Below are 24,064 nucleotides of genomic sequence, written 5' to 3' on the forward strand. Positions count from 1 at the left end.
GGGGAAGGGGGCCCTATCGAAAAGCTAACAGTCAATGAGCGGAGAGCGAACGTCAGGCGCACCCTGGGCATGTCACCTTTCCCCGGCGACGCGACGTCTATGTGTACAGGGGCGGGACGGATCAGGGTCCACACCGGGGAGGGTGCCCAGGCATGAGCGTACAGTGTGTACGGCACAGTTGAGGTGATCCTGCCCGGTCAGCTGGCGGGCAAACCACGGTCGGCCGCTGACCAGGCCGTCTCCCGTAGCTGCTCTTCGTCCAGCTCGCTGGATGAGGATTTCGTCGCATTCGCTGCCGTCGCCGCGCCTCGGCTGCGCCGGACCGCCTACCTGATGTGCCGGGACTGGCATCTCGCGCAGGACTTCACTCAGACGGCGCTGGTGAGGATGTACACCTCCTGGAAGCGGATCACCCAGGTCGACAACGTCGAGGCGTACAGCCGCAAGGTGCTGCTGCGGGTGGTTCTGGACCACCGGCGTCGGTTCAGCGCGAAGGAGCTCGTGGTGGCCGGCCCGCTGCGTGATGGCGATCCGACCCGTCCGGGGCAGGCCGATCTGCGGGTCACCATGATCGACGCGCTCGGCTGCCTGCCGCCTCGGGACCGGGCGATCGTGGTGTTGCGGTACTGGGAGGACCAGAGTGTGGAGACGGTGGCGGAGACACTCGGTGTCTCGGTGTCGGTGGTGAAGACCCAGACCCGGCGTTCGCTCGCCCGGTTGCGGAAAGTACTCGGCGACAGTCGCGCCGACCTGTTGATGGAGGAGTCGTGACGCTGTCCGACCGGATCGTCCGCGTGGCGGCCCCGGCGATGGTGGTCGGCCTGTTGTTGACCGGGTGCGCGACGCAGCCGGGCACCGACGTCTCGCCGGTGACCGTCACCCAGTCCGCCCCGGTCGACGACGCCCCGGTCGATGACGGCCCGGTCGATGACGGCCCGGTCGATGACGGCCCGGTCGACGACGGCTTGTTCGTCGCAGCCGAGGCGCTGGGACCCGGCTGGTCGTACCGACCCGAGCGGCTGGGGGTGCCCCGCTGGCCGTGGGTGCAGGACGACTGTCCGGCCTATCGGGATGTCGACTATCCGGCGCACCACCACCGGCTCGGTGCCGAGCAGCGACGCTACCATCACCCTTCGTCAGCCGATCTGGCCCTGGGCGTCGTCGAGGTGTACGAGCCGACCTGGGCACAGCGTGCGATGGTGGATGTCCGGAAAGTGGTGCAGACCTGTCCGACCTACCGGTTCGGCACCGCGAGCATCTCCTTCGAACTCCTCGACCCCGGCCCGGAGCGCGCGGACCATCCGGACCGGTTGCTGGTACGGGGTCGGATCGAATACCCGCAGTCGACGACGGTCTCCTATTTTCTGTCGGTCCGCCGCGGCGAGACCGTCGCCACGTTGAGCCTGCCGGATCCGGGTTCGTCGACTGCGGCGCAGCAGACACTGCACCAGATGGCCGAAGCCCTCAGCCGCACCCGCTGACCAGCACCCGACCGGCCATCGTCAGCGCCCGGTCAGCCGACGCAGCCGCTGCCGTCCCTGTCGGGCGGCTCGCACACCTCGTCGGGCCGCCCGTTCGGCCTGGTGCCGGGCCAGCCGGCTCCAGCGGGCCGGAGCCGCCGCTGCGGTGACCACCGGGTCCGACACCACCAGTCGTAGCCCGCGCCGTCCGGGAGCGACCCACACCGCCCGGCCCCGGACGGTCAGCGCCGCCCGGGTGCCGGGGGCACCTGATGTCGGGGGTAGCGCCAGCTCGGCACCCTGGTCGCGGGCGACGACCCGCAGCGCGTACCGGCCCCGGGGCAACTCGTCGAGCGGGACGTCGACCTGCCAGCGCAGGTCGTCGGCGCGGTCGTCGGCCACCACCACCAGGGGCAGGCGCAGCCGGTTGTCGCCGACCTCCAGCATGAGGTCGGCGCGGACGGCACCGGGCCTGCCACCTGGGCCGGGCAGTCCGCACCGACCGGTGAGCCGGACGCTTTCGCCACCGGCCGGGTCGCCTCGCCTGATCCGGGTCACCGTGACGGTCGGCGTCGGTACCCGCAGCAGCTCCCGGTACCGCTCCAGGTTCGGGTGGTCGAGGTAGAGCTGCCCGCCGCGTAGGCGCGCCGCGCCGGTGTGGGTGGGCCGCCGTACCCCGGTCGGGTCCTGTTCGTAGAGCGCCACCGCCCGCAGCCCGGCGTGTGGATTGGGGCTGAACTCGGCGGCGACCTGCACCGGGATGTCAGCCAGCAGCACAGCCATCCGCCGGGTGAACTCAGCGAGCTGCGCATCGTCCATCGTGCCGGCGGCCCGCCAGGCGTAGTGCAACTGCATGTAGGCGATCCACCGGTGCAGCGCCGCCATGCTGGCCTCGTCGACGTCCGTCGCGCCGGCGACCAGCTGTTCGATGATCGTAAGGTGTTGCATGATCTTGGCGGGCTGGAACCGGCTGTCCATGATCGACGAGCCGTTGCCGCGCTGCCGGTAGAGGTAGACCAGCTCCGGGCTGAGCACGGTGCGCGGTGAACGCAGCAGCAGCGGCAGCGTGAACAGCACATCCTCGAACGCACTGCCCTCGGTGAACTCGGCCCCGACCTCGGCGACGAAGTCCCGGGCGAAGACCTTGTTGCAGGCCGACGGGTTGCCCACCAGCAGCGGTGCCTGCCCGATCGAGGCGATGGTGCGGGCCGGGCCGACGATCTCCGCCCGCCAGGGCGGGCTGGGACGCGCCGGGAAGCCGTGCATGTCGCCGACGGCGACGCCGGCACCGGCCCGGGCGGCGATGCTGATCAGATGCTCCAACCCGCCGTCGGGATAAAGGTCGTCGGAGTCGAGGAACGCCAGGTAGCCGCCGGTAGCCAGGCGCACCCCGTGGTTGCGGGCGGCACCGAGCCCGGCGTTGTCCTGCCGGACGTAGCGGGTCTGCGGCGAACGCCGGGCGTAGTCCCGGGCGATCTCGCCCGACGAGTCGGTGGAACCGTCGTCGATGATGATCACTTCGATGGTCGATCGTCCGGGTTGCCGGTCGATCGAGGTCAGCGCCGCGCCGAGCCATGCCTCGGTGTTGTATACCGGAACGACGACGCTCGCCCTCGGGGTAGCCACGCTCACCTCTCGGCAGTGGTTCGGATGACGCGGTGCCGCCCGGGTCGACCACCGCGGCGGCGGCGGTCAATCTACCCGGTTGTCGCCGACGCCTGGTGCACCCGGCAGCGCGGGTCCGTTGGTGCCGGTGCATGATGGCGGATGTGCTGGGGAAACTGCAGACCGAACCGGTCCTGAGCCGGCTGGACCTGGTCGCGGCACCGGTGGCGGCGGCTGTCGGGCAGTGGTCGGCCGTCGTACCTGTCGACCTCGACGATATCGCGGTGGCCGCGATCGATCCGGAACTCGCCGACACGACCGCGTTCTGCGCCGCGTACGAGGTGGGGCTCGGCGAGTCGGCGAACTGCGTGGTGATCGCCGGCAAGCGGGGCGGCACGGTCCGGTACGCCGCCTGTATGGTGCTGGCCACCACCCGGGCGGACGTCAACGGCACGGTCCGGCGCCTACTCGACGCGCGCAAGGCGAGTTTCGCGCCGATGGCGGACGCGGTGGCGTCGACCGGGATGGAGTACGGCGGGATCACCCCGATCGGGTTGCCACCGCAGTGGCCGATCCTGGTCGACGCGCGGGTGGTCGCGGCGCCGCACGTGGTGATCGGTTCCGGGGTGCGGGCCAGCAAGATCGTGCTCCCCGGGCCGGCGCTGGGGGTGCTGCCCAATGCCCAGGTCGTCGAGGGCCTGGCGGTGCCGGCCGGTTGACCGGGGCGAGCGTCGGGGATGAACTCCGTTGCGGGGTGGCGGTACGGTGCTCGTCGAGCAACCAGCGCCGGGTCAGCGTCGACCAGCATCGGCGGATCAGCCGACGACGCTCTTTTGACTGAACGAGCGTTCAACTCGGGATCGACAAGCGGTTAGGCTGGCCAGGTGACGGTAGATCAGCAGGCGGCAGCGGCGGCAGCGGCAGGCGGGACGGACGGGACCGACAAACTGGACCCGGTCGCGCCGCGTCGGCGGTCGCGACGCGACGAGATTCTCCAGATCGCGGTCGGGCTATTCGCGGCCCGTGGGTACCACGGCGTATCGATGGACGACATCGGCGCCGCCGCCGGCGTCACCGGCCCAGCCCTTTACCACCATTTCGCCGGCAAGGAGGCGATGCTCGCGGCGGCCCTCATCCCGGTCAGCGAGGAGCTGCTCGAGGGTGGCCGGGCCCGCGTCGCCGAGCACTCCGGCGACGCGACCACCGTGCTCGCCTCTCTGATCGAGTTCCACGTCGAGTTCGCCCTGGCCAATCCGGCGGTCATCGCCCTGCACCTGCACGAGCTCGACCGGCTTCCCGAGGAGCCGCGCCGCCGGATCCGTTGGCTGCAGCGGCTCTACGTCGAGGAATGGGTCGCGGTGCTGACCGGGCTGCGCCACGAGCTCGACGCGGCCGAGGCCCGCGTGCTGGCGCACGCAGCCTTCGGCCTGATGAACTCCACCCCGTTCCTCGGCGGCGAGGTCGACCGGGACCGGCGGGCAGCCCTGCTACGCGCCGCCGCCCTCGCCGCGCTGCACGGCTGAGCCGGGTGCCGCCTTCCCCCATGCGCGCCCCAGGGTGGGCGCCGCGACCGCGACCGCGAGGAGAGGCATGATCGAGTCGTTGCTGGTGGCAAACCGGGGCGAGATCGCCCGGCGGATCCTCCGCACCGCACGGCGGCTGGGGGTGCGCACCATCGCCGTGCACTCCGAGGCGGACGCCGGGATGCCCTTCGTCGCTGAGGCAGACGAGGCGATCTGCGTGGGACCGGCCGACCCGACGCAGAGCTACCGCAATGCCGAGGCGATCCTGGCCGCCGCCAAGAGCAGCGGAGCCCAGGCGATCCACCCCGGCTACGGATTCCTGTCGGAGAACGCCGACTTCGCCCGGACCGTTGCGGCCGCAGGCCTGATCTGGGTCGGGCCGGGCGGCGACGCCATCGAGGCGATGGGCGACAAGATCAACGCCCGGAACCTGATGTCCGCAGCCGGGGTCCCGGTGGCCGCCGGCACCACCGACCCCGCCGAGTCCGTCGACGCCGCGCTGGACGCCGCCGCCACCATCGGCTACCCGGTGATGGTCAAGGCCGCCGCCGGTGGCGGCGGGATGGGCATGGGCGTCGCCGTCGACGAGGCCGCGCTGCGGACCGAGTACGACAAGGTCCGGGCGTTCGCGCAGCGCATGTTCGGCGACGAGTCGGTGCTGATCGAGCGCTACTTTCCCCGGGTACGCCACGTGGAGGTGCAGATCCTCGGTTGGCGGGCGCCGGACGGAACCGACCGGGTCGTCGCCCTCGGCGAGCGCGAATGTTCGGTGCAGCGGCGAAACCAGAAGCTGGCCGAGGAGTCGCCGTCGCCGGCGGTGAGCGCCGAGCTCCGGGCCGGGCTGCTCGCCGCCGCCGTCCGAGCCGGGGCGGCGGTCGGCTACCGCAACGCGGGCACGGTGGAATGCCTGCTCGACCCGACCACCGGCGAGTTCTTCTTCCTGGAGATGAACACCCGACTGCAGGTCGAGCACCCGGTGACCGAGCTGGTCTACGGACTCGACCTGGTCGAGGAGCAGTTGCGGGTGGCCGCCGGTCTGCAGCCGACGTTCGACCCGGACACGCGCGCCCCGCGCGGGCACGCGATCGAGCTGCGGATCAACGCCGAGGACCCGAAGCGGTTCCTGCCCGGACCAGGCGCGATCACCACCTGGGCGGAGCCGACCGGCGACGGCGTCCGGGTCGATTCCGGGTACGCCGCCGGCACCACCGTCACGCCGTTCTACGACTCGCTGATGGCGAAGCTGATCGTCTACGGCGCGGACCGGGCCGAGGCGATCGCCCGGGCCCGCGCCGCAGTCGCCGCGTTCGAGGTGGCCGGGCCGAAGTGCAACCTGCCGTTCTTCGCCGAGCTGCTGGAGAACCCGGAGTTCGTTTCCGGCGACTACGACACCGGCATCGTCGGCCGGATGCGGTAGTGGCCGCGCCGGTATCCCATCGGTGACCTTCGCCGGATCCCATTGAGTGGACGGCACGGCCGGGGGATGCTGGACCGATGGCAGCGACGCCCATTCCCGAGTCAGTGTCGATCCGCGAGGTCGGGCCGCGTGACGGCCTGCAGAACGAGCAACCCATCCCGACCGAGGCCAAGGTGCGCCTGCTGGACGCGCTCTCGGTGACCGGCGTACGCCGGATCGAAGCAGTCTCGTTCGTGCACCCCAAGGCGATCCCGCAGATGGCCGACGCCGACGAGGTGTGGCGGCGGGCCGAGCGGGCGCCCGGGGTGCGCTACTCGGCGCTGGTGCCCAACCTGCGCGGGGCCCGCCGGGCCATCGACGCCGGTTTCACCGAGATCGAGGTGGTGGTCTCGGCCAGCGACACGCACAACCGGCGAAACGTCAACCGGTCCACCGCCGAGTCGCTGGACGACATCGCCGAGCTGACTCCGTTGCTGCACGACGCGCGGGCGCACGTCGAGGTGATCGTCGCGACCAGCTTCGGCTGCCCGTACGAAGGGGACGTCGACCCGCGCCGGGTGGCCGACATCGTCGACCGGGTGGTGGCTGACGGCGCCGACCGGGTGGCGTTCGGCGACACCACCGGGATGGCCACCCCGCGGCGGGTCCGGGAGCTGGTCACTGCGGTGCGCGACCGGCAGGCGGCGATCCCGGTGCTGTTGCACTTCCACGACACCAGGGGTACGGCGTTGGCGAATCTGCTGGCCGCGCTGGAGCTGGGGGTGACCGAGTTCGACGCCAGCGTCGGCGGGCTGGGCGGCTGCCCGTACGCGCCGGGGGCCAGCGGAAACGTGGCGACCGAGGAGGTGGTGCACATGCTGCACGACATGGGTGTGCGGACCGGCATCGATCTGGACGCGTTGCTGGTGGCCGCCGAACTGGCCGAGGAGCTGGTCGGCCGGCGGTTGCCGTCCGGGGTGCTGCGGGCCGGCCCGCGCACCCGGCTCACCCCGTCCTGATCTCATGAATCATGTCGCCTGGTCGACCCGACACGTCGCCCGCCGGTCGGCTGGAGCGCAGTTGATCGTCTCCGGATGGCGTCGCTGGCTCAGGGTGTCGCGAGTGCGACCGTGGTGCGGTAGCCTAACGATCGTTTAGTACGGCTGCGACGAGGGGGCGGCGTGACGCTGGACGGTGAGTCACTGGATCGGCTCGACAAGCGGATCCGGGCTGGTGGCGCGGAGAAGTACCACGCGGCCAACGCCGGTCGGGGCAAGCTGTTCGCCCGCGAACGCGTCGACCACCTGGTCGACGCCGGCTCCTTCGTGGAGGACGGTCGGTACGCCAACGCCCTCGCCGACGGGCTGCCCGCCGACGGCGTGATCACCGGCACCGCCAGGATCGACGGCCGCCAGGTCTACCTGATGGCCAACGACTCGACCGTCAAGGCCGGGTCCTGGGGTGCCCGTACCGTAGAGAAGATCATCCGGATCATCGAGCGGGCCTACGACGCGGGCCTGCCGATGGTCTACCTGGTCGATTCCGCCGGCGCTCGGATCACCGACCAGGTCGACCTGTTCCCGGGCCGGCGCGGCGCCGGCAAGATCTTCTGGAACCAGGTACGGGCCTCCGGTGCGATTCCGCAGGTCTGTGCCCTGTTCGGCCCGTCGGCCGCCGGCGGTGCCTACATCCCGGCGTTCTGCGACGTGGTGGCGATGGTCGACGGAAACGCCAGTATGTACCTCGGCTCGGACCGGATGGTCGAGATGGTCACCGGCGAGAAGACCACGCTGGAGGCGATGGGCGGTGCCCGGGTGCACTGTACCGAGTCCGGTGTCGGCCACTTCCTGTGCAAGACGGAGCACGACGCGCTCGATGTGGTTCGCCGCTACCTGTCCTATCTGCCGGCGAACTGGACCCAGCCGCCGCCGGTGCGCGAACCGGCCGACCCGCCGGCCGGGATCGACCTGGCCGCCCTGGTGCCGGCGAGCGAACGGCAGGCGTTCGACATGCGACGGTTCGCGAAGGGGCTGCTCGACGAGGGTAGTTTCCTGGAGTTCCAGGCGCTGTGGGCCCGTGAGCTGACCGTCGGCTTCGGCCGGTTGGGCGGCCAGGTCGTCGGGGTGGTCGCGAACAACTCGATGTTCAAGGGCGGGGTGCTCTTCGTAGACTCGGCCGACAAGGCGGCCCGGTTCGTGCAGTTGTGCGACGCGTTCAACGTTCCGCTGCTCTTCCTGGCCGACGTGCCCGGGTTCATGGTCGGTGCCGCGGTGGAGAAGCAGGGCATCATCCGGCACGGCGCGAAGATGATCAGCGCGATCTCCGAGGCGACCGTACCGAAGATCTGCGTGGTGGTCCGCAAGGCGTACGGCGCCGGGCTGTACGCAATGGCCGGTCCCGGGTTCGAGCCGGACGCCACCATCGCGCTGCCCGCCGCGAAGATCGCGGTGATGGGCGCGGAGGCCGCGGTCAACGCGGTCTATGCGAACAAGATCGCGGCGATCGACGATCCGCAGCAGCGGGCCGAATTCGTCGCCGCCCGCCGTGCCGAGTACGAGCAGGACATCGACCTGGTCCGTCTCGCCAGTGAACTGGTGGTCGACGACATTGTCCGTCCGGAGCAGCTGCGCCACGAGTTGATCCGCCGCTACGCGGCGGCGGCCGGCCGGGACCGGCATTTCTCCCGACGCCGCCACGGCGTCACTCCTGTGTAGCGGTGACCATTTGCCGCCCATGGGATTCGTCGAGAAAGGGACGTCCATGGACTTCAGACTCACTGACGAGCAGGAGGCGTTGCGGGACAGCGTCCGCGACTTCGCCCATGAGGTCGTCGCGCCGGTGATCGGGGACTACTACGAGCGGCATGTCTTTCCATACGACATCGTCCGGCAGATGGGCAAGATGGGGCTGTTCGGCCTCCCGTTCCCGGAGGAGCACGGCGGGATGGGCGGTGACTACTTCGCGCTCTGCCTGGTGCTGGAGGAGCTGGCCCGGATCGACTCCAGTGTGGCCATCACCCTGGAAGCGGCGGTCTCGCTCGGTGCGATGCCGATCTACCGGTTCGGCTCCGCCGCCCAACGTGAGCGGTGGCTGCCGCGACTGGTCAGCGGCGAGTCTCTGGCCGCGTTCGGGCTGACCGAGCCGGGCTTCGGCTCCGATGCCGCAGGCACCGCCACCCGTGCCGTGCTCGACGGCGACCACTGGGTGATCAACGGGTCGAAGGCGTTCATCACCAACTCCGGCACTGACATCACCGCGTTGGTGACAGTGATGGCGGTGACCGGTACCCGGCCGGACGGCTCGAAGGAGTTGTCGACGATCATCGTGCCGACCGGCACCCCGGGTTTCACCGTGGCTCCGGGCTACTCGAAGGTCGGCTGGTGCGCGTCGGACACCCACGAGTTGACGTTCGACGATTGCCGGGTGCCGGCGGAGAATCTGCTCGGCGAGCGGGGCCGGGGCTTCGCGCAGTTCCTTCGGATCCTCGACGAGGGTCGGATCGCGATCGCCGCGCTCGCGGTCGGGCTCGCCCAGGGCTGCGTCGACGAGTCCATCCGCTACGCCGGGCAGCGCCGCGCGTTCGGCCAGTCGATCGGCGGGTTCCAGGCCATCCAATTCAAGATCGCGGACATGGAGGTACGGGCACACACCGCCCGGTTGGCCTACTACGACGCGGCTGCCCGCATGCTCGCGGGTGAGCAGTTCAAACGGCAGGCGGCGGTGGCCAAGTTGCATGCCAGCGAGTGCGCCGTGCAGAACGCCCGGGAGGCCACCCAGATTCATGGCGGCTACGGCTTCATGAACGAGTTCCCGGTAGGTCGGTTTTGGCGGGATGCGAAGATCTTGGAGATCGGGGAAGGGACCTCCGAGATACAACGCACGATCATCGCTCGTGATCTCGGGCTGATCGACGGTAGATGATCTTCGGCGCCAACAGTCGGCCAGTGGCGGTCTCCTCGGTTGTGTCGGAAATCCGTTCCATTCGGGTCGTCACCTTGACGGATTGCTGACTCGGCGACACCTGGATGCGTACCCTTCCCTGCCATGAGTCCGGATCAGGCTCCTGACCAGAGCAGGGTCGGGTTCGACGCCCTACTGCGCAGCCGCCGGCTCGCCGCCGGGCTGACCCAGGCGGACCTCGCCGCGCGGGCGGGGGTGGGTATACGTACGGTCCGGGACCTGGAACGAGGGCGCTCCTCCCGACCGCAGCGGACCACCGTCGATCTGCTTGTCACCGCGCTAGGTCTGGCCGGTGCCGAGCGCGCCGAGTTCGAGTCGGCCGCGCGGGGTCCGTTCGGGGTCGCCCAGCCCGCGATTCCGCGCCAGCGTCCCCCCACGTTCGCCGCGGTCAGTCCGGCGGTGGTCGCCCCAGCGGCGGTCGCCGGTCCGGCGATCGCCAACGACGGAGGCGGCGTGCCCGGTGACGGGGACGAACTCGTCCTGTCCGCCGCCGGCCGCAGTCGCGGGCTGCCACCGCCGAGCGAGCTGATCGGCCGCGACTGCGACGTCGCCGAACTCGTCGGCCTGCTGACCGCCGCCGACGGCGCTGGGCTGATCAGCCTGGTCGGTCTGGCCGGGGTCGGCAAGACCAGCCTGGCGCTCGCGGTCGCCGCCGAGGTGATCGGGCAGCACCCGGGAGGTACCGGCGGCATCGTCATCACCGAAGGCTTCACCGTCAGCGACGTACTCACCGCGACCGCGACCGCGTTCGCCGTCGGCCGCACCCAGGATCTGGCGCCCCGGCTGGCCGGTGCCCCGGCTCTGCTACTGGTCGACGCCGTCGAGCGGGCCCCGGCGTCGACCGCCGACGCGCTGCACTGGCTGATCCAGGCGGCACCGGCGCTGCGAGTGGTGGCCACCGGCCGGCACCCGGTCGGGCTACCGGGGGAGCGTGTCTGGCCGGTCGCCCCGCTGGAGGTGCCTCCGGCGGACACCGAAGCCGAACTCGCCGCCGTCGCCGGCTATCCGGCGGTACGGCTGTTTCTCGCCCGCCTGCGGCAGGTACGCCGGGAGCGGATCCATTCCGGTGAGGTAGGCGCGCTCGTCGGCCTGGTCCGCCGGCTGGGCGGCCTGCCGCTCGCCATCGAACTGGCCGCGGCCAGGGGTCGGGCGCTCGATCTCAACGAGATATTCAACCGGTACGGCGACCGGCTGCTCGACCTGTCCGGCCCGCCGACCGGGCAGGCGGTGGCGGTGACCCTGCGCGACGCGGTGGCGGCAAGCTACGCGCTGTTGACTCCCGCCGAGCGTCGCGGTGTACGTCGGTTGTCGGTGTTCCGGAACCGGTGGTCGGTGGACCTGGCCGAGGGAATGCTCGCCGAAGGCCCGGGCAACGATGCCGCCGGTGCCGGTGCCGGTGCCGGTGCCGGTGCCGGTACGGCGGGCAGTGCGGCCGACGTACCGGTCGATCCGGTGCCGTTTCTCGACCGTCTCATGTCGCTCGGGCTGCTCGGCGCCCGCGGAGCCGGGCCGTACCGGTTCCGGCTGATAGACGTGGTCCGGGACCTGGCCGTGGAGCGAGCGGCGGCACACGGCGAGCTTTCCGCGATCCGGCGCCGCCACGCGGTGCTGTTCGCGCGACTCGCCGAGCGGTCCGCCGCCGAACTGGCCGGGCCGAAACTGGTCGCGACGGTCAACCGGCTGGACGAGGTGGCCAGCGACCTGTGGGCGGCACTGGCTCACTCGGCCAACGACGATCCACACACCGCGCTGCGGCTGGCAGCAAGCGTGCCCAGATGGTGGCGCTTCCGGGGCCGGGACGTGGCGGGCCGGCGCTGGCTGCGTCGGCTGCTCGACGATCCACGCCTGGTCGACGCGGACCCGGCGGTGCGGGCATGGGCACAGGTCGGGGTGGCGCAGTTGGCAGTGGAGCACGACGCGGGGCCGCAGGAGCTCGTGGCGGCGCGGGCCGCGCTGGGCACCTTCACCGAGCTCGGCGACACCTCCGGCGAACTCGCCGCCCGTACCGTGCTCAGCACCGCGTGCCTGGCCGCCGGCCAGTTCGATTCGGCACGTCGGCATGCCCAGGCGGTGCTCGTCCTTGCCGGGCGAACCGGTCGGGTACGGGACATGACGCTCGCCCAGCACGAGCTGGCCTGGCATGAGGTCCGAGCGGCCGATCTCCGCGCGGCCCGGCGCCGACTGGCCGCGGTGGACCGGCTTGCCGCCCGCTGCGGCGAGGACCGACTGCGGGTGCTGGCGAGGGCGAACCTTGCCGAGGTGGCCAGGCTGGAGGGTCGGTACGGCCGGGCGGTGGACCTGGGCCGGCGGGTGTTGATCGCGTTGACGGCGCTTGGCGATCCGAGCCACCGCCGTCGGGCGCTGGGCACCATCGGGCTGGCGTTGGCGCAGGACGGCCGAGTCGCCGACGCGGCCGAGGCCCTGGCGGAGTTGCGCGCCCAGGCGGCGCCGGTGGAGGTGCTGGACCGGCCGGTCCGTCAGGTCGATCAGGCGGATCAGGACGAGGATCCCCGGTGTGCGTTGATCGAGGCCACCATGGCGGCCCGGCGGGGTGACCGGGAGTTGGCGGTGGAGTGGTTCGGGGTGGCAGCCCGTTCACTGGGCGGCGGCTCGGAACCGCGCGACGCGGTGGAGGCGCTGCTGGGACTCGTACTCAACACGGAGACGGCGGTGGCGCGGGCGGTGGCACTCGACCGACTGGTGGTTGCCTGCCGGGACACCGGGATCAGCCTGCTGCCCGAGGAACGGCGGGCTGTCGAGTGGCCGGGGCGGCAGTCGTGACGCGGACGCCCGGCGGGGATCGCGGAGATCACCCGCCGGACGTCGACACGCCCCCCGGGCTGGCGCGGAGCCGCCACTGGCGCCTGGTTCGGCTCTCCGGACGTTCGCGCCGCACCCCCCGCTAAGTCCCGGCGGTCAGTACGCTAGCCGGAGTATCCGAGCTGATTGTGGCTTGTGTCGGCTTATCTCCCTGATCGGCGCTGATTCCTGCCGGTTGTTCTGCCGGTACTCGGCGACTTCAGCTGCCTTGAGTGACCGTATCGTCACTTCCGGCGGTCGCCCCCGGATGCACCGCGTCACGTAGCCGTCGGAGGGTGTCGAGAAACGCGGTGAGTTCCGCTGGATCGAGCTGACCGGTGAACCAGTGCTCGATCAGCCGTAGGTGTCTGGGCAGTGTCTCGTCGAGCCGCTGCTGGCCGACCTGGGTCAGGACCGCGTAGGAGCTACGCCGGTCGGTCGGGCAGGCTCGGCGGTACAGCAGCCCGTCGCGCACCATCCGGTCGACCACCCGGGTGGCGCCGCTGGTGGACAGGGCTGCCTGAGCGGCGAGATCGGTCATCCGGAGTTGATGGCTGGGGGAGCGACGCAGGCGCATCAGCACCTCGAACTCGACCGCCGACAGGCCCTGCTCCTCGAGTTGGGTCGCGAAGCGGGCCGACAGGCCGGCGTGTACTTCGAAGAGGAGCCCGATCGCGGTGATCCGCGGATCGTCGGCGAGGTTCTCGGTCACCAGGTCATCCTACCAGTGCTTGACGTGAGGAATATTGCTTAGTCTACTATTGCTGAAGCACATGTTCACCCTTCAACCTCGTGTCCGAGAGGCGGCAGCCATGAGCACCGACCAGAACACCCGTGAGTGGAACGGCATCGTCATCCCCACCGCCGGCACCTACGAGCTCGACCAGGCGCACAAGCGGGTCGGCTTTGTCGCCCGGCACATGATGGTCAGCAAGGTGCGCGGTGAGTTCGCCGAAGCGACCGCGACCATCACCGTCGCCGAGGACCCGCTGCAGTCCTCGGTCACCGCGGTCCTGCAGACCGCCAGCATCGCGACCGGGCAGGCCGACCGCGATGCCCACCTGCGCAGCGGGGATTTCCTCGACGTCGAGAAGTTCACCACCGTGGAGTTCCGCAGCACCGGGATCACCTCGGTCAACGGCAACGAGTTCGTCCTGGCTGGCGAGTTGACCGTCAAGGACGTCACCAGGTCGATCGAGCTGACCGTGGAGTTCGAGGGTGCCGGGCGTAGCCCGTTCGGGCAGGACATTTTTGGCTTCACCGCCACGACCGAGATCGACCGCGAGGAGTTCGGCCTGACCTGGAACGTAGCGCTGGAGACTGGCGGCGTGCTCGTCGGCAAGAAGATCAAGATCGAGATCGAGGGCGAGGCCATCCGTCAGGCTTGACCCCAGGGAACCTTCAGCGGCACCCCGGCTACCTTTCTGGTGACCGGGGTGCCGCTGTCTGTGATAAGCCCAGTAGAAGACGCCCGTCGGATGTGAAAAGGTGAAACCGAGCGCTTCGATCCGCTCACTTTGGGGCGATCAACGCCTGTCCCGGCCGGGGGAGCCGACGGCAGTCGCGGTCGAGCAGGGTTGCAGCACACACAGTCGGAACGGCTTCGCCGCGCCGCTCGGCCAGCGAGCGGGCGGTGTGTGGTTCCGATGCGCCGGGGAGGGCAATATGGGCAGGGATGTCGCATCGCGCGCGTCGTTCACCCGCGAAGATCGCATCCGGTACCGGCAGAAGGTCCGCCGCTGCCTCGACGTCTTCGCGCTGATGCTCGACGACTTCAAGTTCGACGCCGACCGGCCGACGACCGGGCTCGAGGTCGAGTTGAACCTGGTGGACCCGTACGCGGAGCCCGCCATGCGCAACGCAGAAATTCTCGCTAATCTGGCAGATCCTATGTTCCAGACTGAACTCGGACAATTCAACCTTGAGCTCAACGCTCGGCCCCGACTGATCGAGGCGGACGGCTTCGCCGACTACGAGGCCGATCTGCAGGCGAGTCTCGCCCGGGCCGGTGACCGGGCGGCCAAGGCGGACGCCGCGATCATCCTGATCGGCATCCTGCCCACACTGACCGCGCAACACCTGGTGCTGAACAACATCTCCACCACCGGGCGCTACCGGGTACTCAACGAGCAGATCGTTGCCGCCCGGGGTGAGGACATCCGGCTGGACATTCGAGGCGTCGAGCGGCTCCAGACGTACACCGACTCGATCGCGCCCGAGGCCGGCTGCACCAGCGTCCAGTTCCACCTGCAGGTCTCCCCGGACAACTTCGCCAACTACTGGAACGCGTCGCAGGCCATCGCCGCAGTCCAGGTGGCTCTCGGTGCCAACGCGCCGTTCTTCTACAGCAAGCAACTCTGGGCCGAGACTCGGATCGTGCTGTTCGAACAGGCCACCGACACCCGCCCGGACGAGCTGAAGGCGCAGGGCGTACGGCCGAGGGTGTGGTTCGGTGAGCGCTGGATCACCTCGATCTTCGACCTGTTCGAGGAGAACGTCCGCTACTTTCCGCCGCTGCTGCCGATCTGCGCCGACGAGGACCCGGTGGAGGTGCTGCAAAGCGGCGGGGTGCCCGAACTCAGCGAGCTACGGCTGCACAACGGCACGGTCTACCGGTGGAACCGCCCGGTGTACGACATCATGCACGGCCGACCGCACCTACGGGTGGAGAACCGGGTGCTGCCCGCCGGCCCGACCGTCGTCGACATGCTCGCCAATGCCGCGTTCTACTTCGGGCTGGCCCGGGAACTCGCCGAGGCGGACCGGCCGGTCTGGAGCCAACTGACCTTCGGTGCCGCCGAGGAGAACTTCCATCAGGCGGCGCGACGCGGCATCGCCGCGCAGATCCACTGGCCGCAGTTCGGCGAGATCGCGGTCACCGAGCTCGTCTTGGACGTTCTGCTGCCCAAGGCGTACGCCGGTCTCGACCGCTTCGGGGTCGCCCCCGCCCAACGCGACCGGCTGCTCGGCATCATCGAACAACGCTGCCGCACCGGTCGCAACGGGGCCGTCTGGCAGACCGAGTCGGTCTGGCATGCCGAGCGGGAACTCGGGATGGCCCGACCTGACGCGCTCCATCACATGCTGCAGCGCTACGCCGAACTGCAACGCAGCAACGAGCCGGTGCACACCTGGCCGGTCGGCTGAGCGTGCCGGTGACGTCGGGCCGCCGGCTACAGCTGGGCCGCTGTTGTCAGGCGCCGGGAGTGCCGCCGGACTTCGGCTGCTTGGCCCGGCGGCGGGCGACCGCAGCCGTGCCACGGGCCGATGCGTCCGCGCCGGAGCCGGCGGTCGGCTGGCTCGGCACGGCCGCGTCGTTGCCGCTGGCGGCGGTCCCGCCAACAGGATCCGCCGCCGGACGGCCGTCCCCGGTGTCGTCGTTCGAGATCTGATCGCGCTGCCGATGGGAGACCTCCAGCCGCTGCGCGATCGCGGTCACCAGAACCGACCCGGCCAAGCCGGCGATCACCGCGTACGGCGCGAGAAGATGCGCCGACAGTTGCTCCGCGCGCGGCCCGACCAGCCGGGGCGCGGCCAGGAAGTACGCGGTGGCGATCAGCACCGGTCCGACCCCGCCGGAGATCGCCGCGCCGACCCGGCGGCGGGCGTCACGAGCCGCCGGCCAGGCAGAGAACGCGCCGATGATGAACGCTGACCCGAGGGACAGGGTCGCACCAGGCCAGTAGATGTTGCGGAACCAGTAGCGCTCGCTGTCCGCGGTGATCTGCCAGACCCCCAGTTGGGCGCTGGTCAGGCCGGGACCGGAGATGACCGAGTCGATCACGGCTATCACGGCGAGCAGCCAGAGCCAGCCGACGGTCGCGATCGCGTTGGTCGCCGCTGCCCGGGAGGCGACCGCCCAGATCGCCATGAACAGCCCGACGACGGCACCCACCATCGCGTACCCGGCGGCGATGGTCTGGGGCGAGAAGGTGTCGGCCCGGGCCGCGCCACGGGCCGGGACAGCGATCAACGCGACCGTGAGCATTCCGCCGATCGCCGCCGCCGCAGCGAGGGCGATCCGCCACAGGCTGGCGGTGAGCAGGCTCTTCGGTTGCCAACTGGAGTCACTCGTGGTGATCGCGTCGGTCCCGGAACTCGTCGGCGTGAGTCGGTCGGCGACGACCGCCCCGAGGACCACCGACGTCGCCGCGATCCAGGTTGCCCAGGCGAGGCTGGCTACCCAGGCGGCCTCACCTCCGCTGTCCACGGAGGGTAGCCACGCGACTATGCCCAGGCCATAGCCCAGGCCGAGCTGCGCCGCGCCGACGCCGGCAGCTATGCCGGTCGCCGTCGCAACCGATCTTCCCCAGCCTTGTACGGCCATGCCGGGCACTGTAGCGGTCGGGGCGGCGCGGGGCGACTCGCGGGCGTCGGCGACGCCGGATACTCCCGGCTGGATATCTTGAGCCCCTACCGAATGTCACGCCGGTTGTTACGGAGAGGACGGGCCATGGCCGACAGACCGAAAGATCCGTTGGACGACGGCTCAGCGAGGCGCGAGGTCGGGGACTACACGAGTCAGCTGCCCCGACCGGTCGATCCGTGGGGCACCCACGCCGGTCAGCCGACCGGTCCGGAGCAGCCGCCACTTAATCCGACGTCGACTCAGCCGCCGGTTGATGCGTCGCCGGCTCGGCCGACCGCTCCGGTTCCGCCCGCCGGTGGCGCGACGTCGCAGTATCCGACGAACGAGACCGGCGGGTCCCGGGAGCCGGCCTGGTCAGGGCGGGCCGGTGTGCCGGTACGCCCGAGCGATGGCGGCGGCTCGGGCGGATGGTCGGGTCAGCCCGGGGCCGAAGGTTGGGGCAGGCCGGGCCAACCCGGCCAGACCGGCCGGCCGTGGTGGCTGCCGATCCTGATCGGGGTGCTGGTGCTGCTGCTGGTCGCGCTCGTCGGCGTGTTGATCTGGTGGGCCAGTACGTTGGGCGACCAGCAGAACCCCGACGCACCCGACCGGGACCCGGTCCCGACTGCCAGCGCGGCGCCGACGCAACCGCAGACCGACCAACCGGAGACCGGCGAGCCGCCGGCCCCGGAACCAACCGAGGAACAGCCCACCGAGGCGACGACGGTCCCCGTACCGCAGATCGTGGGTCTGTCGGAGGCCCAGGCGCGGGCCGCACTCGACGACCTCGACCTGGTCTACCGGCTTGAGCTGCGGCGATCGGATCAGCCGCCCGGCACCGTCATCGAGACTGTCCCGTCGGCGGGCACGCAGGTCCAGCCCGGTACCGAGATCCTGCTGGTCGTCGCCGACGCGGGCAGCGGGCAGCAGCCGGAACCGACGGAGTCGCCGGAACCGACCGGTGAGCCGACGGACGAGGACGACGACTGACGCGGTGGCGGTCAGCTCGCCCGTGCTGACATCACCTGTACCCGGGGACGTTGGGTGGTCGACCGACCCGGTAGGTCGGCCACCACCCGTAGTCGGCGCAGGCCGTTGATCTGAACGAAGATCGATCGACGGTCGACGGCCTCGCCGACGGCGTTCAGCTCGTAGCCATCGAGCCAGACCCAGCCCTGGTATGTCTGCCAGTCGTGGACGCGGATCACTCGGAAGAGAAGCGGCTCGAGGAACTGCACACTTGCCGCACGGGTCACGTGGAGGACGTCTCCTGATCGGGGTAGTAGCACCGCGACTCCCTTTCCGGGCTGCCGTTGTCGGGTTGACGCCAGGCACGGTGATCCGGCGCGGGAGTCGCGTCCGGTCTGGGGGAACCCGGTCGGACCGAGGCCCGGCGCAGATGTGCTGGCAGGGTGCACCGTCACAGCACGGCGCAACCGCGACGGTACGATCTTGTGTAGACGCTGAGTGACGTAGGGCCTACGGAAAGGGTGCACCACAGTTGCGATCAATGCAAGTTGCAGAGTGGGATCGGCTTTGTGTGAGAATCACTCGTGAGATTGCTGCTTGAAGTCCTTCGTGTACGCGCGGCAGACTGAACGAGCTTCCTTTCAGCGTCGGCTGCCTTCCCGCCGCGTACGACCGCTCGCGACGATTGATCGTCGCCTCTCGACTGTGCGAGCGGGGTCCGCCGACAGCCCCCTACACCCCTGTCCGGAGGTGACCGGTGACCGAGCGCCGAAGTCCGACTGTCCGGCGCCGCCGTCTCGGCGCCGAGTTGCGCCGGCGGCGGGACGCCGCAGGAGTCACGATCGATGTGGTAGCGGAGCGTCTGGAGTGCTCCGCTTCGAAGGTTTCCCGGATCGAGACCGGGCACACCAGCGCGACTCCCCGCGATGTACGGGACATGCTGGAGATCTACGGTGTGACCGGCGTCGAGGCCGACGAGCTGGTGCAGATTGCCCGGGAGGCGCGGCAGAAGGGCTGGTGGCATCCGTACTCGACGGTGCTCACCGGTGCCTATGTCGGTTTCGAGGCGGCTGCCCGGTCGGTCCGAGCGTACGAGCAGCAGGTCGTGCCGGGGCTGCTGCAGACGGCCGACTATGCCCAGGCGATGATCCGGGCGGCCCGTCCCGACATCACCGACGAAGAAGTCGACCACCGTGTCCACGTCCGACTGAGGCGTCAGTCGTTACTGACTCAGGAAGATCCGATCGACGTATGGGCGGTGCTCGATGAAGCGGTGCTGAGTCGACCGGTCGGCGGCGACGCGGTCATGCGCGCGCAGCTCCTGCGTCTGGTCGAAGCGGCGGACATGCCGAACGTCACGCTGCAGGTCCTGCCGTTCGAGGTGGGATCGCACGCAGGCATGGACGGAACGTTCACGATCCTCGACTTCCCGGAGCCGAGCGACGCGGATGTGGTCTACGCGGAGAACGCCACCGGTGGGCTCTTCCTCGAGAAATCCGAAGAGCTACGCAAATACATCTTCATCTTCGATCACATACGGGCGGCGGCGCTCCCGCCAGAGGAGTCCGTCGCCATGATCGCCAAACGTGCTAAGGAGCCACTGTGGACATCGAGGTTAAGGGACTCCGGGTAGACCTCACCCGGGCGGCCTGGCGAAAGAGCTCGCGCAGCGGGCCGAACTGCGACAACTGCGTGGAGGTCGCCTTCGTCGACCAGGCCATCGCGGTGCGGGACTCGAAGAACCCGGCCGGGCCGGCCCTGGTCTTCACCGCCGACGAGTGGGATGCGTTTCTCGGCGGCGCGCGCGACGGCGAGTTCGACCTGGCCTGAGCTCCGGTCGACCTGACCCGACGAACAGGACCGGCGGTTCGGCCGGTCCTGTCCGTCGGCAACGGATACCTGCCCCCGTCGACGCATCGCAGGCATCGTCGATCAACGCGGATACGAGCCGGCGCGGATCGGAGACCAGCGGACCCGTCCCGTGACTGCCCGCTCGGCCAGCCGGCTGTGGCGCAGCGCATGACGTACACCCGTCGCGACGAGCAGTAGCACCGCCGCCGTCGACACCAGCCCGGCGGTCTCGGCGCCCAGCACCGCATCGCCACCGGCGGTCTGCATCCCGACCGGCAGCAGGGCCGCCGCTGCCACCTGCATCGGCAGTGCCAGCAGTGGATGCGCCGCGTCGGCACGAAGGCTGGGCGGAGTCGGCGCGGCGGGCGCGGTGCGGAAGGCGGCCGAACCGGCGCGCAACCGGCGCAGCCTCGGTACGGCCAGCACGGCGACGGCCAACGCCGGGCCGACGGCCAGTACGGCGACGGCACGCGCCGCCACCGCGTCGGCGACGTCGGCGATGCCCCAGCCGATCATGGCAGTGGTGCCGACCAGCCCGACCACGACCAGGGTCAGCAGCCCGGTGACCCGGCGGCGAAGTCGAGCCGGGTCGTCCGTGGCCGGCAAGGCGTCAGCGATCACCGCGGCGATCAGCCAACCGGCACCCAGCGCCAGCCAGCCGAGCAGGTCGAGGTCCATCCGTCGATCCTGACGGTGCGGTAGGCGCAGAGGCATCCGGGCCCGTCCCCGGCACGTCCCCCACGTCGTACCCGTAAGGGGGCCGACCACGGCCGACCCCGCGGCGGCACGCAGTTGTGGGCGTCACCGGGTTCGCCACGGCGGCCGCAGCCGCGGGTGTCACAGGGTCCGCAGGTGGAACCCGCCGTCCACATCGAGCACCTGGCCGGTGCTGAACGGCAGCAGGTCGGTCGCGACCGCCACCACGGCGCGACCGACGTCCTCGGGTCGACCCCAGCGGCGGATCGGGGTGAGTCCCTGATTGAAGATCAAGTCGTCGTACTTGGCCTGGACCGGCCCGGTCATGTCGGTCGCCACGATGCCGGGCCGGATCTCGTACACGTTGATTCCGTGTTCGGCCAGTCGGGCGGCGTACAGCTGCGCGGTCATCGCGAGGCCCGCCTTGGCCACGCAGTAGTCACCCCGATTGACACTCGCGGTGTACGCGCTGATCGACGAGACGATGACGATCTTGGGCGCGTCGAGTACTCCCTGCGCCAGCAGATCGATCATGGTCCGGCTGACCAGTTGAGTCAGAAAATACGGTCCCTTCAGATTGATGTCGATCAGCCGATCGAAGGACTCCTCGCTGGCATCGAGCAGATTCGCCCGTACGTCCGGGGCCACCCCGGCGTTGCTGACCAGCAGATCGATCCGGCCGAACGCCGAGACGGTCCGGTCCACCAGGCTCTGGCGATCCTCAGCGATCGAGACGTCCGCACCGACCAGCAGCGCCCGCCGGCCGAGCGACTCGACTTCCTGGCCGACCTGCCTGGCGGCGTCGGCGTTGCGGGCATAGTTGACGACGACGTCGTGTCCGGCGGCGGCGAGAGCCAGCACGATGCCTCGGCCGATGCCCCGGGAGCCACCGGTGACGATGGCTACCGGCGCCGGGGCGCTCATCGTCCGCCGCCGTTGGCCGCGCCGCCGCCAGTTGCCGCGCCGCTGCCCGCACCAGTGGCGGCACCGCTCGCGGTGCCCAACGGGCCGTAGAACGTGTAGTACGGCTCGTTTCGCGCCACCCGCTGCAGATAGAGCGCCAGTTCCCGGGCGTGGTAGTCGCCCCACATGCTGGACTCGCCGTGTGGCACCGAACTGCCGGCCGGCACGTGGTCCCAGCCGTTGGGTCGGTGATAGATCGAGTGCAGGATCAATCCCTGGTGGTCGGGGTCGGTGCTGAGGTACGGCTCGTCGAAGAGCGTCCCAGCGACGGTCAGCCCGGCCTGCCAGTAGCGCCGTCCTGCCTCGTCCTGGCCGATGCCGGTTAGGTAGCGGCCGAGCCGCAGCAGCCCCTGGGCGCCGATGCCGGCCGCTGACGAATCGACCGGCTCATGATCGTTGTACGGATCCGCCGGCCGGTCCAGGTAGTCGCCGAGTGCGGCCAGCCCGGGTGCTCCGGTGTCCCAGTACGGGATTCCGTCGATCGGGGTGTGCTCCAGGTAGAAGTCGCAGGTGGCGGTCGCGGCCTTGAGCATCGCCGCGGTCACCTCGGCCCGCCCGCCGTACGGCTCCAGCTCGGCGTCCGGCACCACGGTGAGGAACTCCAACTGCTCCGGGAAGCCGACCATGGCCCAGGCCAGTCCACGGGTCCAGGTGGTGAACGGGGAGTAGCCCTGTTGGGTGCTCGGGCACCGGAACCGGCCGTCGTTCACGTTGAAGATCGACTCGTGGGCGGTGCGGCCGCGGAGGTCGTAGCTGTCGCGTCCCTCGCCGTAGAAGACGTTGTACCGGGCGGTGTTGGTGACGTGCTCGACGAGCCGGCCGAGCAGCGAGATCCGCTCGTCCTGTTCCCCCATCAGGACGTGGCCGAGCAGATGTGACACGGCCAGCGCCCGGCAGGAGCGGATGGTGTCGACGAACAGCGACTGCGGGCCGTTGAAGGAGTAGATGTAGCCGGTGCCGTCGGCGGTGTCCCGCCAGCGGGCGGCCTGCACCGCGCCGCTGAGCTTGAGAGCCAGCTCGTAGAAGTCGCGTTCCGCCCGGTTGTGTGGGATCCGACCTTCGGCCATCAGCCGCCACAGGTTGCCGTACGTGCTGACGTTGTTGAACCCGTGGTCGTGCACCCCGATGTGGCTGATGTGGCTGGCCATGACGGCGACGGTCAGCTCCCGGGCGGTGTCCAGGTAGCGCTGCTCGTCGGTGGCGTCGAACTGCAACAGGGCCGAGCCGTACTGGAAGCCCTGGGTCCACTCGGTCCAGCCGCGCGCGGCGTAGCGGCCGGCGACGGTGAAGACCGGCGACGGCGAGCCGGGCGGGCAGGTCTTCTCGATCGAGTCGATCTTCTGGGCGGACGCCTCCCAGAGTCGGTCGATCTTGGGTTGCAGGCTGGCCGCGGTCAGCGAGTCGTCGATCCTCATCATGCGCACCAGCATAGGAAAGCGCTTGCCTAGGCGGAAGTCCCCCGACCGCTCCACTACGTGGTGGTGTGGGTGTCGTCGGTTTGGATACGGATGGTGGCGGCGTGACCGGGGCGGGTGGCGGCGAGGCGGCGTACCTCGGTGATGAATGCTGCGGTGTCGGGTGCTGGACCGGCGGACGCGGGCCGTTGTGGGACGGACATCGGCCGTTCGGGGTCGGTGGGGATGGTGGCGCGAAGTGCGCCGTAGAGGTAGCGGAGGCAGAGCGCGATGGCTTCGGGCAGGGCAGCGCAGGTCGGGAACGGGTCGACGGGTGGCGGGCTGGCCGGCTCGGCGACCTGGACCGACCAGCTGTGGCCCTGCAGCAGCTCCGGCCGGCCGACGCTGTCGCGGTGGTCGACGACGGTGACGTCCAGGGCGAGCCCGAGGCCGGTGACGAGGCGGGCAACCTCGTCGAGGGTAGGGCCGGGCCAGTCGGTGGCGCGGGCCAGGATGCGGGCGCCGTCGTGGGTGGCGGCGATTTCAGCGAGGTACGCGGCCACCGGATCACCGCCGCCGGGCGCGATCTGGCTGACACCGAGGCGCAGGTGCTGGTCGATGACATGCTCGCCGTCGAGGTCGGTCAGGTCGATCGGCGGTACGCCGAACTGCGCCGCGAACGCGCCGATCTGGTAGTGCTCGGGCAGTTGCCAGACGGTGGTGCCGGACTGTCGGTCGGTGTGAACAAGAGTCGGCGGGGCGTCGTCGGGTCGCCAGTTGCGGTGCACGGTCCGGCCGCGCAGGTCGGTGACGGTGACGACCGCGCCACGCCGGACCCGGCGGGTGCCGTAGCAGTCGGTGCAGTACGGCGGGTCGACCGTCTCGGTGCATCGGGTGCACGGGTGGGTGGGGATCGCCTCGGCCCAGTACTTCGGGGTCGGCGGTTCCCCGCCGCGCACGAATCGGCCGGCGGTTTCGGCGGGTCGCAGGCTGGTGTGCCACCAGTGCCGGTTGCGCCAGATCGCCTGTGCGCCGCCGTGCTGGTCGGCATCACTGAGCATTCGGCGTTCGAGCTGGTCGAGGTCGTGGCCGCCGGGGTG

Annotated in this window: 21 protein-coding genes and 1 pseudogene; 14 read left to right on the top strand and 8 right to left on the bottom strand. The window is 70.3% G+C overall.

Annotation, left to right across the window (positions count from 1 at the left end):
• The first annotated feature begins 165 nt into the window (after positions 1-165).
• Together ACFHVL_RS25290 and ACFHVL_RS25295 are read left to right on the top strand one after the other, a co-directional pair.
• Positions 166-771 carry a SigE family RNA polymerase sigma factor gene (locus tag ACFHVL_RS25290; protein WP_416630931.1) on the top strand — a complete coding sequence of 202 codons (606 nt, stop codon included), beginning with the start codon at positions 166-168 and terminating at the stop codon, positions 769-771.
• The gene (locus tag ACFHVL_RS25295) at positions 768-1,481 is read left to right on the top strand and encodes a hypothetical protein (protein WP_416630932.1); all 714 of its coding nucleotides are present in this window, start codon (positions 768-770) and stop codon (positions 1,479-1,481) included. Before ACFHVL_RS25290 ends, ACFHVL_RS25295 begins: the two co-directional genes overlap by 4 nt.
• Positions 1,482-1,502: 21 nt before the next feature.
• On the opposite strand, the gene ACFHVL_RS25300 is transcribed toward ACFHVL_RS25295, so the two are convergent.
• Positions 1,503-3,086 carry a glycosyltransferase family 2 protein gene (locus tag ACFHVL_RS25300; protein WP_416630933.1) on the bottom strand — a complete coding sequence of 528 codons (1,584 nt, stop codon included), beginning with the start codon at positions 3,084-3,086 and terminating at the stop codon, positions 1,503-1,505.
• Positions 3,087-3,232: 146 nt separating this feature from the next.
• On the opposite strand from ACFHVL_RS25300, the gene ACFHVL_RS25305 reads away from it, so the two are divergent.
• The 7 genes from ACFHVL_RS25305 to ACFHVL_RS25335 all read left to right on the top strand — a co-directional run bounded on the left by ACFHVL_RS25305 (position 3,233) and on the right by ACFHVL_RS25335 (position 12,725).
• Positions 3,233-3,784, top strand: coding sequence for a YbaK/EbsC family protein (locus tag ACFHVL_RS25305; RefSeq protein WP_416630949.1), 552 nt, complete (start codon positions 3,233-3,235; stop codon positions 3,782-3,784).
• A gap of 228 nt (positions 3,785-4,012) precedes the next feature.
• Positions 4,013-4,588: a TetR/AcrR family transcriptional regulator gene (locus ACFHVL_RS25310; RefSeq protein WP_416630950.1), complete on the top strand. Its 576-nt coding sequence runs from the start codon at positions 4,013-4,015 to the stop codon at positions 4,586-4,588.
• A 67-nt stretch (positions 4,589-4,655) separates the two neighbouring features.
• Complete coding sequence (locus ACFHVL_RS25315; RefSeq protein ID WP_416630934.1) at positions 4,656-6,005, top strand: acetyl-CoA carboxylase biotin carboxylase subunit; 1,350 nt, start codon at positions 4,656-4,658, stop codon at positions 6,003-6,005.
• A gap of 92 nt (positions 6,006-6,097) precedes the next feature.
• On the top strand, positions 6,098-7,003 hold the full coding sequence (locus ACFHVL_RS25320) for a hydroxymethylglutaryl-CoA lyase (RefSeq protein WP_416630951.1): 906 nt from the start codon (positions 6,098-6,100) through the stop codon (positions 7,001-7,003).
• A gap of 162 nt (positions 7,004-7,165) precedes the next feature.
• The gene (locus ACFHVL_RS25325; RefSeq protein WP_416630935.1) at positions 7,166-8,698 is read left to right on the top strand and encodes an acyl-CoA carboxylase subunit beta; all 1,533 of its coding nucleotides are present in this window, start codon (positions 7,166-7,168) and stop codon (positions 8,696-8,698) included.
• A gap of 46 nt (positions 8,699-8,744) precedes the next feature.
• Positions 8,745-9,905, top strand: coding sequence for an acyl-CoA dehydrogenase family protein (locus tag ACFHVL_RS25330; RefSeq protein WP_416630936.1), 1,161 nt, complete (start codon positions 8,745-8,747; stop codon positions 9,903-9,905).
• Positions 9,906-10,028: 123 nt separating this feature from the next.
• Positions 10,029-12,725 carry an ATP-binding protein gene (locus tag ACFHVL_RS25335; protein WP_416630937.1) on the top strand — a complete coding sequence of 899 codons (2,697 nt, stop codon included), beginning with the start codon at positions 10,029-10,031 and terminating at the stop codon, positions 12,723-12,725.
• A 238-nt stretch (positions 12,726-12,963) separates the two neighbouring features.
• Here ACFHVL_RS25335 and ACFHVL_RS25340 read toward each other — a convergent pair whose 3' ends face one another.
• Positions 12,964-13,455: a MarR family winged helix-turn-helix transcriptional regulator gene (locus ACFHVL_RS25340; protein WP_416630938.1), complete on the bottom strand. Its 492-nt coding sequence runs from the start codon at positions 13,453-13,455 to the stop codon at positions 12,964-12,966.
• Between the two features lie 100 nt (positions 13,456-13,555).
• On the opposite strand from ACFHVL_RS25340, the gene ACFHVL_RS25345 reads away from it, so the two are divergent.
• Together ACFHVL_RS25345 and ACFHVL_RS25350 are read left to right on the top strand one after the other, a co-directional pair.
• Positions 13,556-14,131, top strand: coding sequence for a YceI family protein (locus ACFHVL_RS25345; protein WP_416630939.1), 576 nt, complete (start codon positions 13,556-13,558; stop codon positions 14,129-14,131).
• 277 nt (positions 14,132-14,408) lie between these two features.
• Positions 14,409-15,890: a glutamate--cysteine ligase gene (locus ACFHVL_RS25350; RefSeq protein WP_416630940.1), complete on the top strand. Its 1,482-nt coding sequence runs from the start codon at positions 14,409-14,411 to the stop codon at positions 15,888-15,890.
• A gap of 46 nt (positions 15,891-15,936) precedes the next feature.
• Here the strand turns inward: ACFHVL_RS25350 and ACFHVL_RS25355 are convergent, their stop codons facing one another.
• The gene (locus ACFHVL_RS25355; protein ID WP_416630941.1) at positions 15,937-17,070 is read right to left on the bottom strand and encodes a hypothetical protein; all 1,134 of its coding nucleotides are present in this window, start codon (positions 17,068-17,070) and stop codon (positions 15,937-15,939) included.
• A gap of 126 nt (positions 17,071-17,196) precedes the next feature.
• Between ACFHVL_RS25355 and ACFHVL_RS25360 the strand changes: the two genes are divergently transcribed.
• Positions 17,197-18,081: a PASTA domain-containing protein gene (locus ACFHVL_RS25360; RefSeq protein ID WP_416630942.1), complete on the top strand. Its 885-nt coding sequence runs from the start codon at positions 17,197-17,199 to the stop codon at positions 18,079-18,081.
• An 11-nt stretch (positions 18,082-18,092) separates the two neighbouring features.
• On the opposite strand, the gene ACFHVL_RS25365 is transcribed toward ACFHVL_RS25360, so the two are convergent.
• On the bottom strand, positions 18,093-18,380 hold the full coding sequence (locus ACFHVL_RS25365) for a hypothetical protein (RefSeq protein ID WP_416630943.1): 288 nt from the start codon (positions 18,378-18,380) through the stop codon (positions 18,093-18,095).
• A gap of 437 nt (positions 18,381-18,817) precedes the next feature.
• Between ACFHVL_RS25365 and ACFHVL_RS25370 the strand changes: the two genes are divergently transcribed.
• Complete coding sequence (locus ACFHVL_RS25370) at positions 18,818-19,693, top strand: helix-turn-helix domain-containing protein (protein WP_416630944.1); 876 nt, start codon at positions 18,818-18,820, stop codon at positions 19,691-19,693.
• Complete coding sequence (locus tag ACFHVL_RS25375) at positions 19,663-19,890, top strand: DUF397 domain-containing protein (RefSeq protein WP_416630945.1); 228 nt, start codon at positions 19,663-19,665, stop codon at positions 19,888-19,890. The genes ACFHVL_RS25370 and ACFHVL_RS25375 overlap by 31 nt, the downstream gene beginning before the upstream one ends.
• Positions 19,891-19,992: 102 nt before the next feature.
• Here ACFHVL_RS25375 and ACFHVL_RS25380 read toward each other — a convergent pair whose 3' ends face one another.
• From ACFHVL_RS25380 to ACFHVL_RS25395, 4 genes and pseudogenes are all read right to left on the bottom strand, one after another.
• Positions 19,993-20,589, bottom strand: coding sequence for a hypothetical protein (locus ACFHVL_RS25380; protein WP_416630946.1), 597 nt, complete (start codon positions 20,587-20,589; stop codon positions 19,993-19,995).
• Positions 20,590-20,748: 159 nt separating this feature from the next.
• Positions 20,749-21,531: a 3-ketoacyl-ACP reductase gene (locus ACFHVL_RS25385; RefSeq protein WP_416630947.1), complete on the bottom strand. Its 783-nt coding sequence runs from the start codon at positions 21,529-21,531 to the stop codon at positions 20,749-20,751.
• The gene (locus ACFHVL_RS25390; RefSeq protein ID WP_416630948.1) at positions 21,528-22,988 is read right to left on the bottom strand and encodes a hypothetical protein; all 1,461 of its coding nucleotides are present in this window, start codon (positions 22,986-22,988) and stop codon (positions 21,528-21,530) included. Before ACFHVL_RS25390 ends, ACFHVL_RS25385 begins: the two co-directional genes overlap by 4 nt.
• 53 nt (positions 22,989-23,041) lie before the next feature.
• A pseudogene (locus ACFHVL_RS25395) lies at positions 23,042-24,064 on the bottom strand (hypothetical protein); the annotation flags it as partial.

Origin of the sequence: Micromonospora sp. LOL_023, from assembly GCF_048060115.1 — a bacterium.
GTDB lineage: Bacteria > Actinomycetota > Actinomycetes > Mycobacteriales > Micromonosporaceae > Micromonospora_E.

Coding starts and splice junctions, on each gene's coding strand:
- ACFHVL_RS25345 (WP_416630939.1), top strand. CDS start 13,556: ATGAGCACCGACCAGAACACCCGTGAGTGGAACGGCATCGTCATCCCC.
- ACFHVL_RS25380 (WP_416630946.1), bottom strand. CDS start 20,589: ATGGACCTCGACCTGCTCGGCTGGCTGGCGCTGGGTGCCGGTTGGCTG.
- ACFHVL_RS25360 (WP_416630942.1), top strand. CDS start 17,197: ATGGCCGACAGACCGAAAGATCCGTTGGACGACGGCTCAGCGAGGCGC.
- ACFHVL_RS25385 (WP_416630947.1), bottom strand. CDS start 21,531: ATGAGCGCCCCGGCGCCGGTAGCCATCGTCACCGGTGGCTCCCGGGGC.
- ACFHVL_RS25390 (WP_416630948.1), bottom strand. CDS start 22,988: ATGATGAGGATCGACGACTCGCTGACCGCGGCCAGCCTGCAACCCAAG.
- ACFHVL_RS25335 (WP_416630937.1), top strand. CDS start 10,029: ATGAGTCCGGATCAGGCTCCTGACCAGAGCAGGGTCGGGTTCGACGCC.
- ACFHVL_RS25350 (WP_416630940.1), top strand. CDS start 14,409: ATGGGCAGGGATGTCGCATCGCGCGCGTCGTTCACCCGCGAAGATCGC.
- ACFHVL_RS25355 (WP_416630941.1), bottom strand. CDS start 17,070: ATGGCCGTACAAGGCTGGGGAAGATCGGTTGCGACGGCGACCGGCATA.
- ACFHVL_RS25330 (WP_416630936.1), top strand. CDS start 8,745: ATGGACTTCAGACTCACTGACGAGCAGGAGGCGTTGCGGGACAGCGTC.
- ACFHVL_RS25315 (WP_416630934.1), top strand. CDS start 4,656: ATGATCGAGTCGTTGCTGGTGGCAAACCGGGGCGAGATCGCCCGGCGG.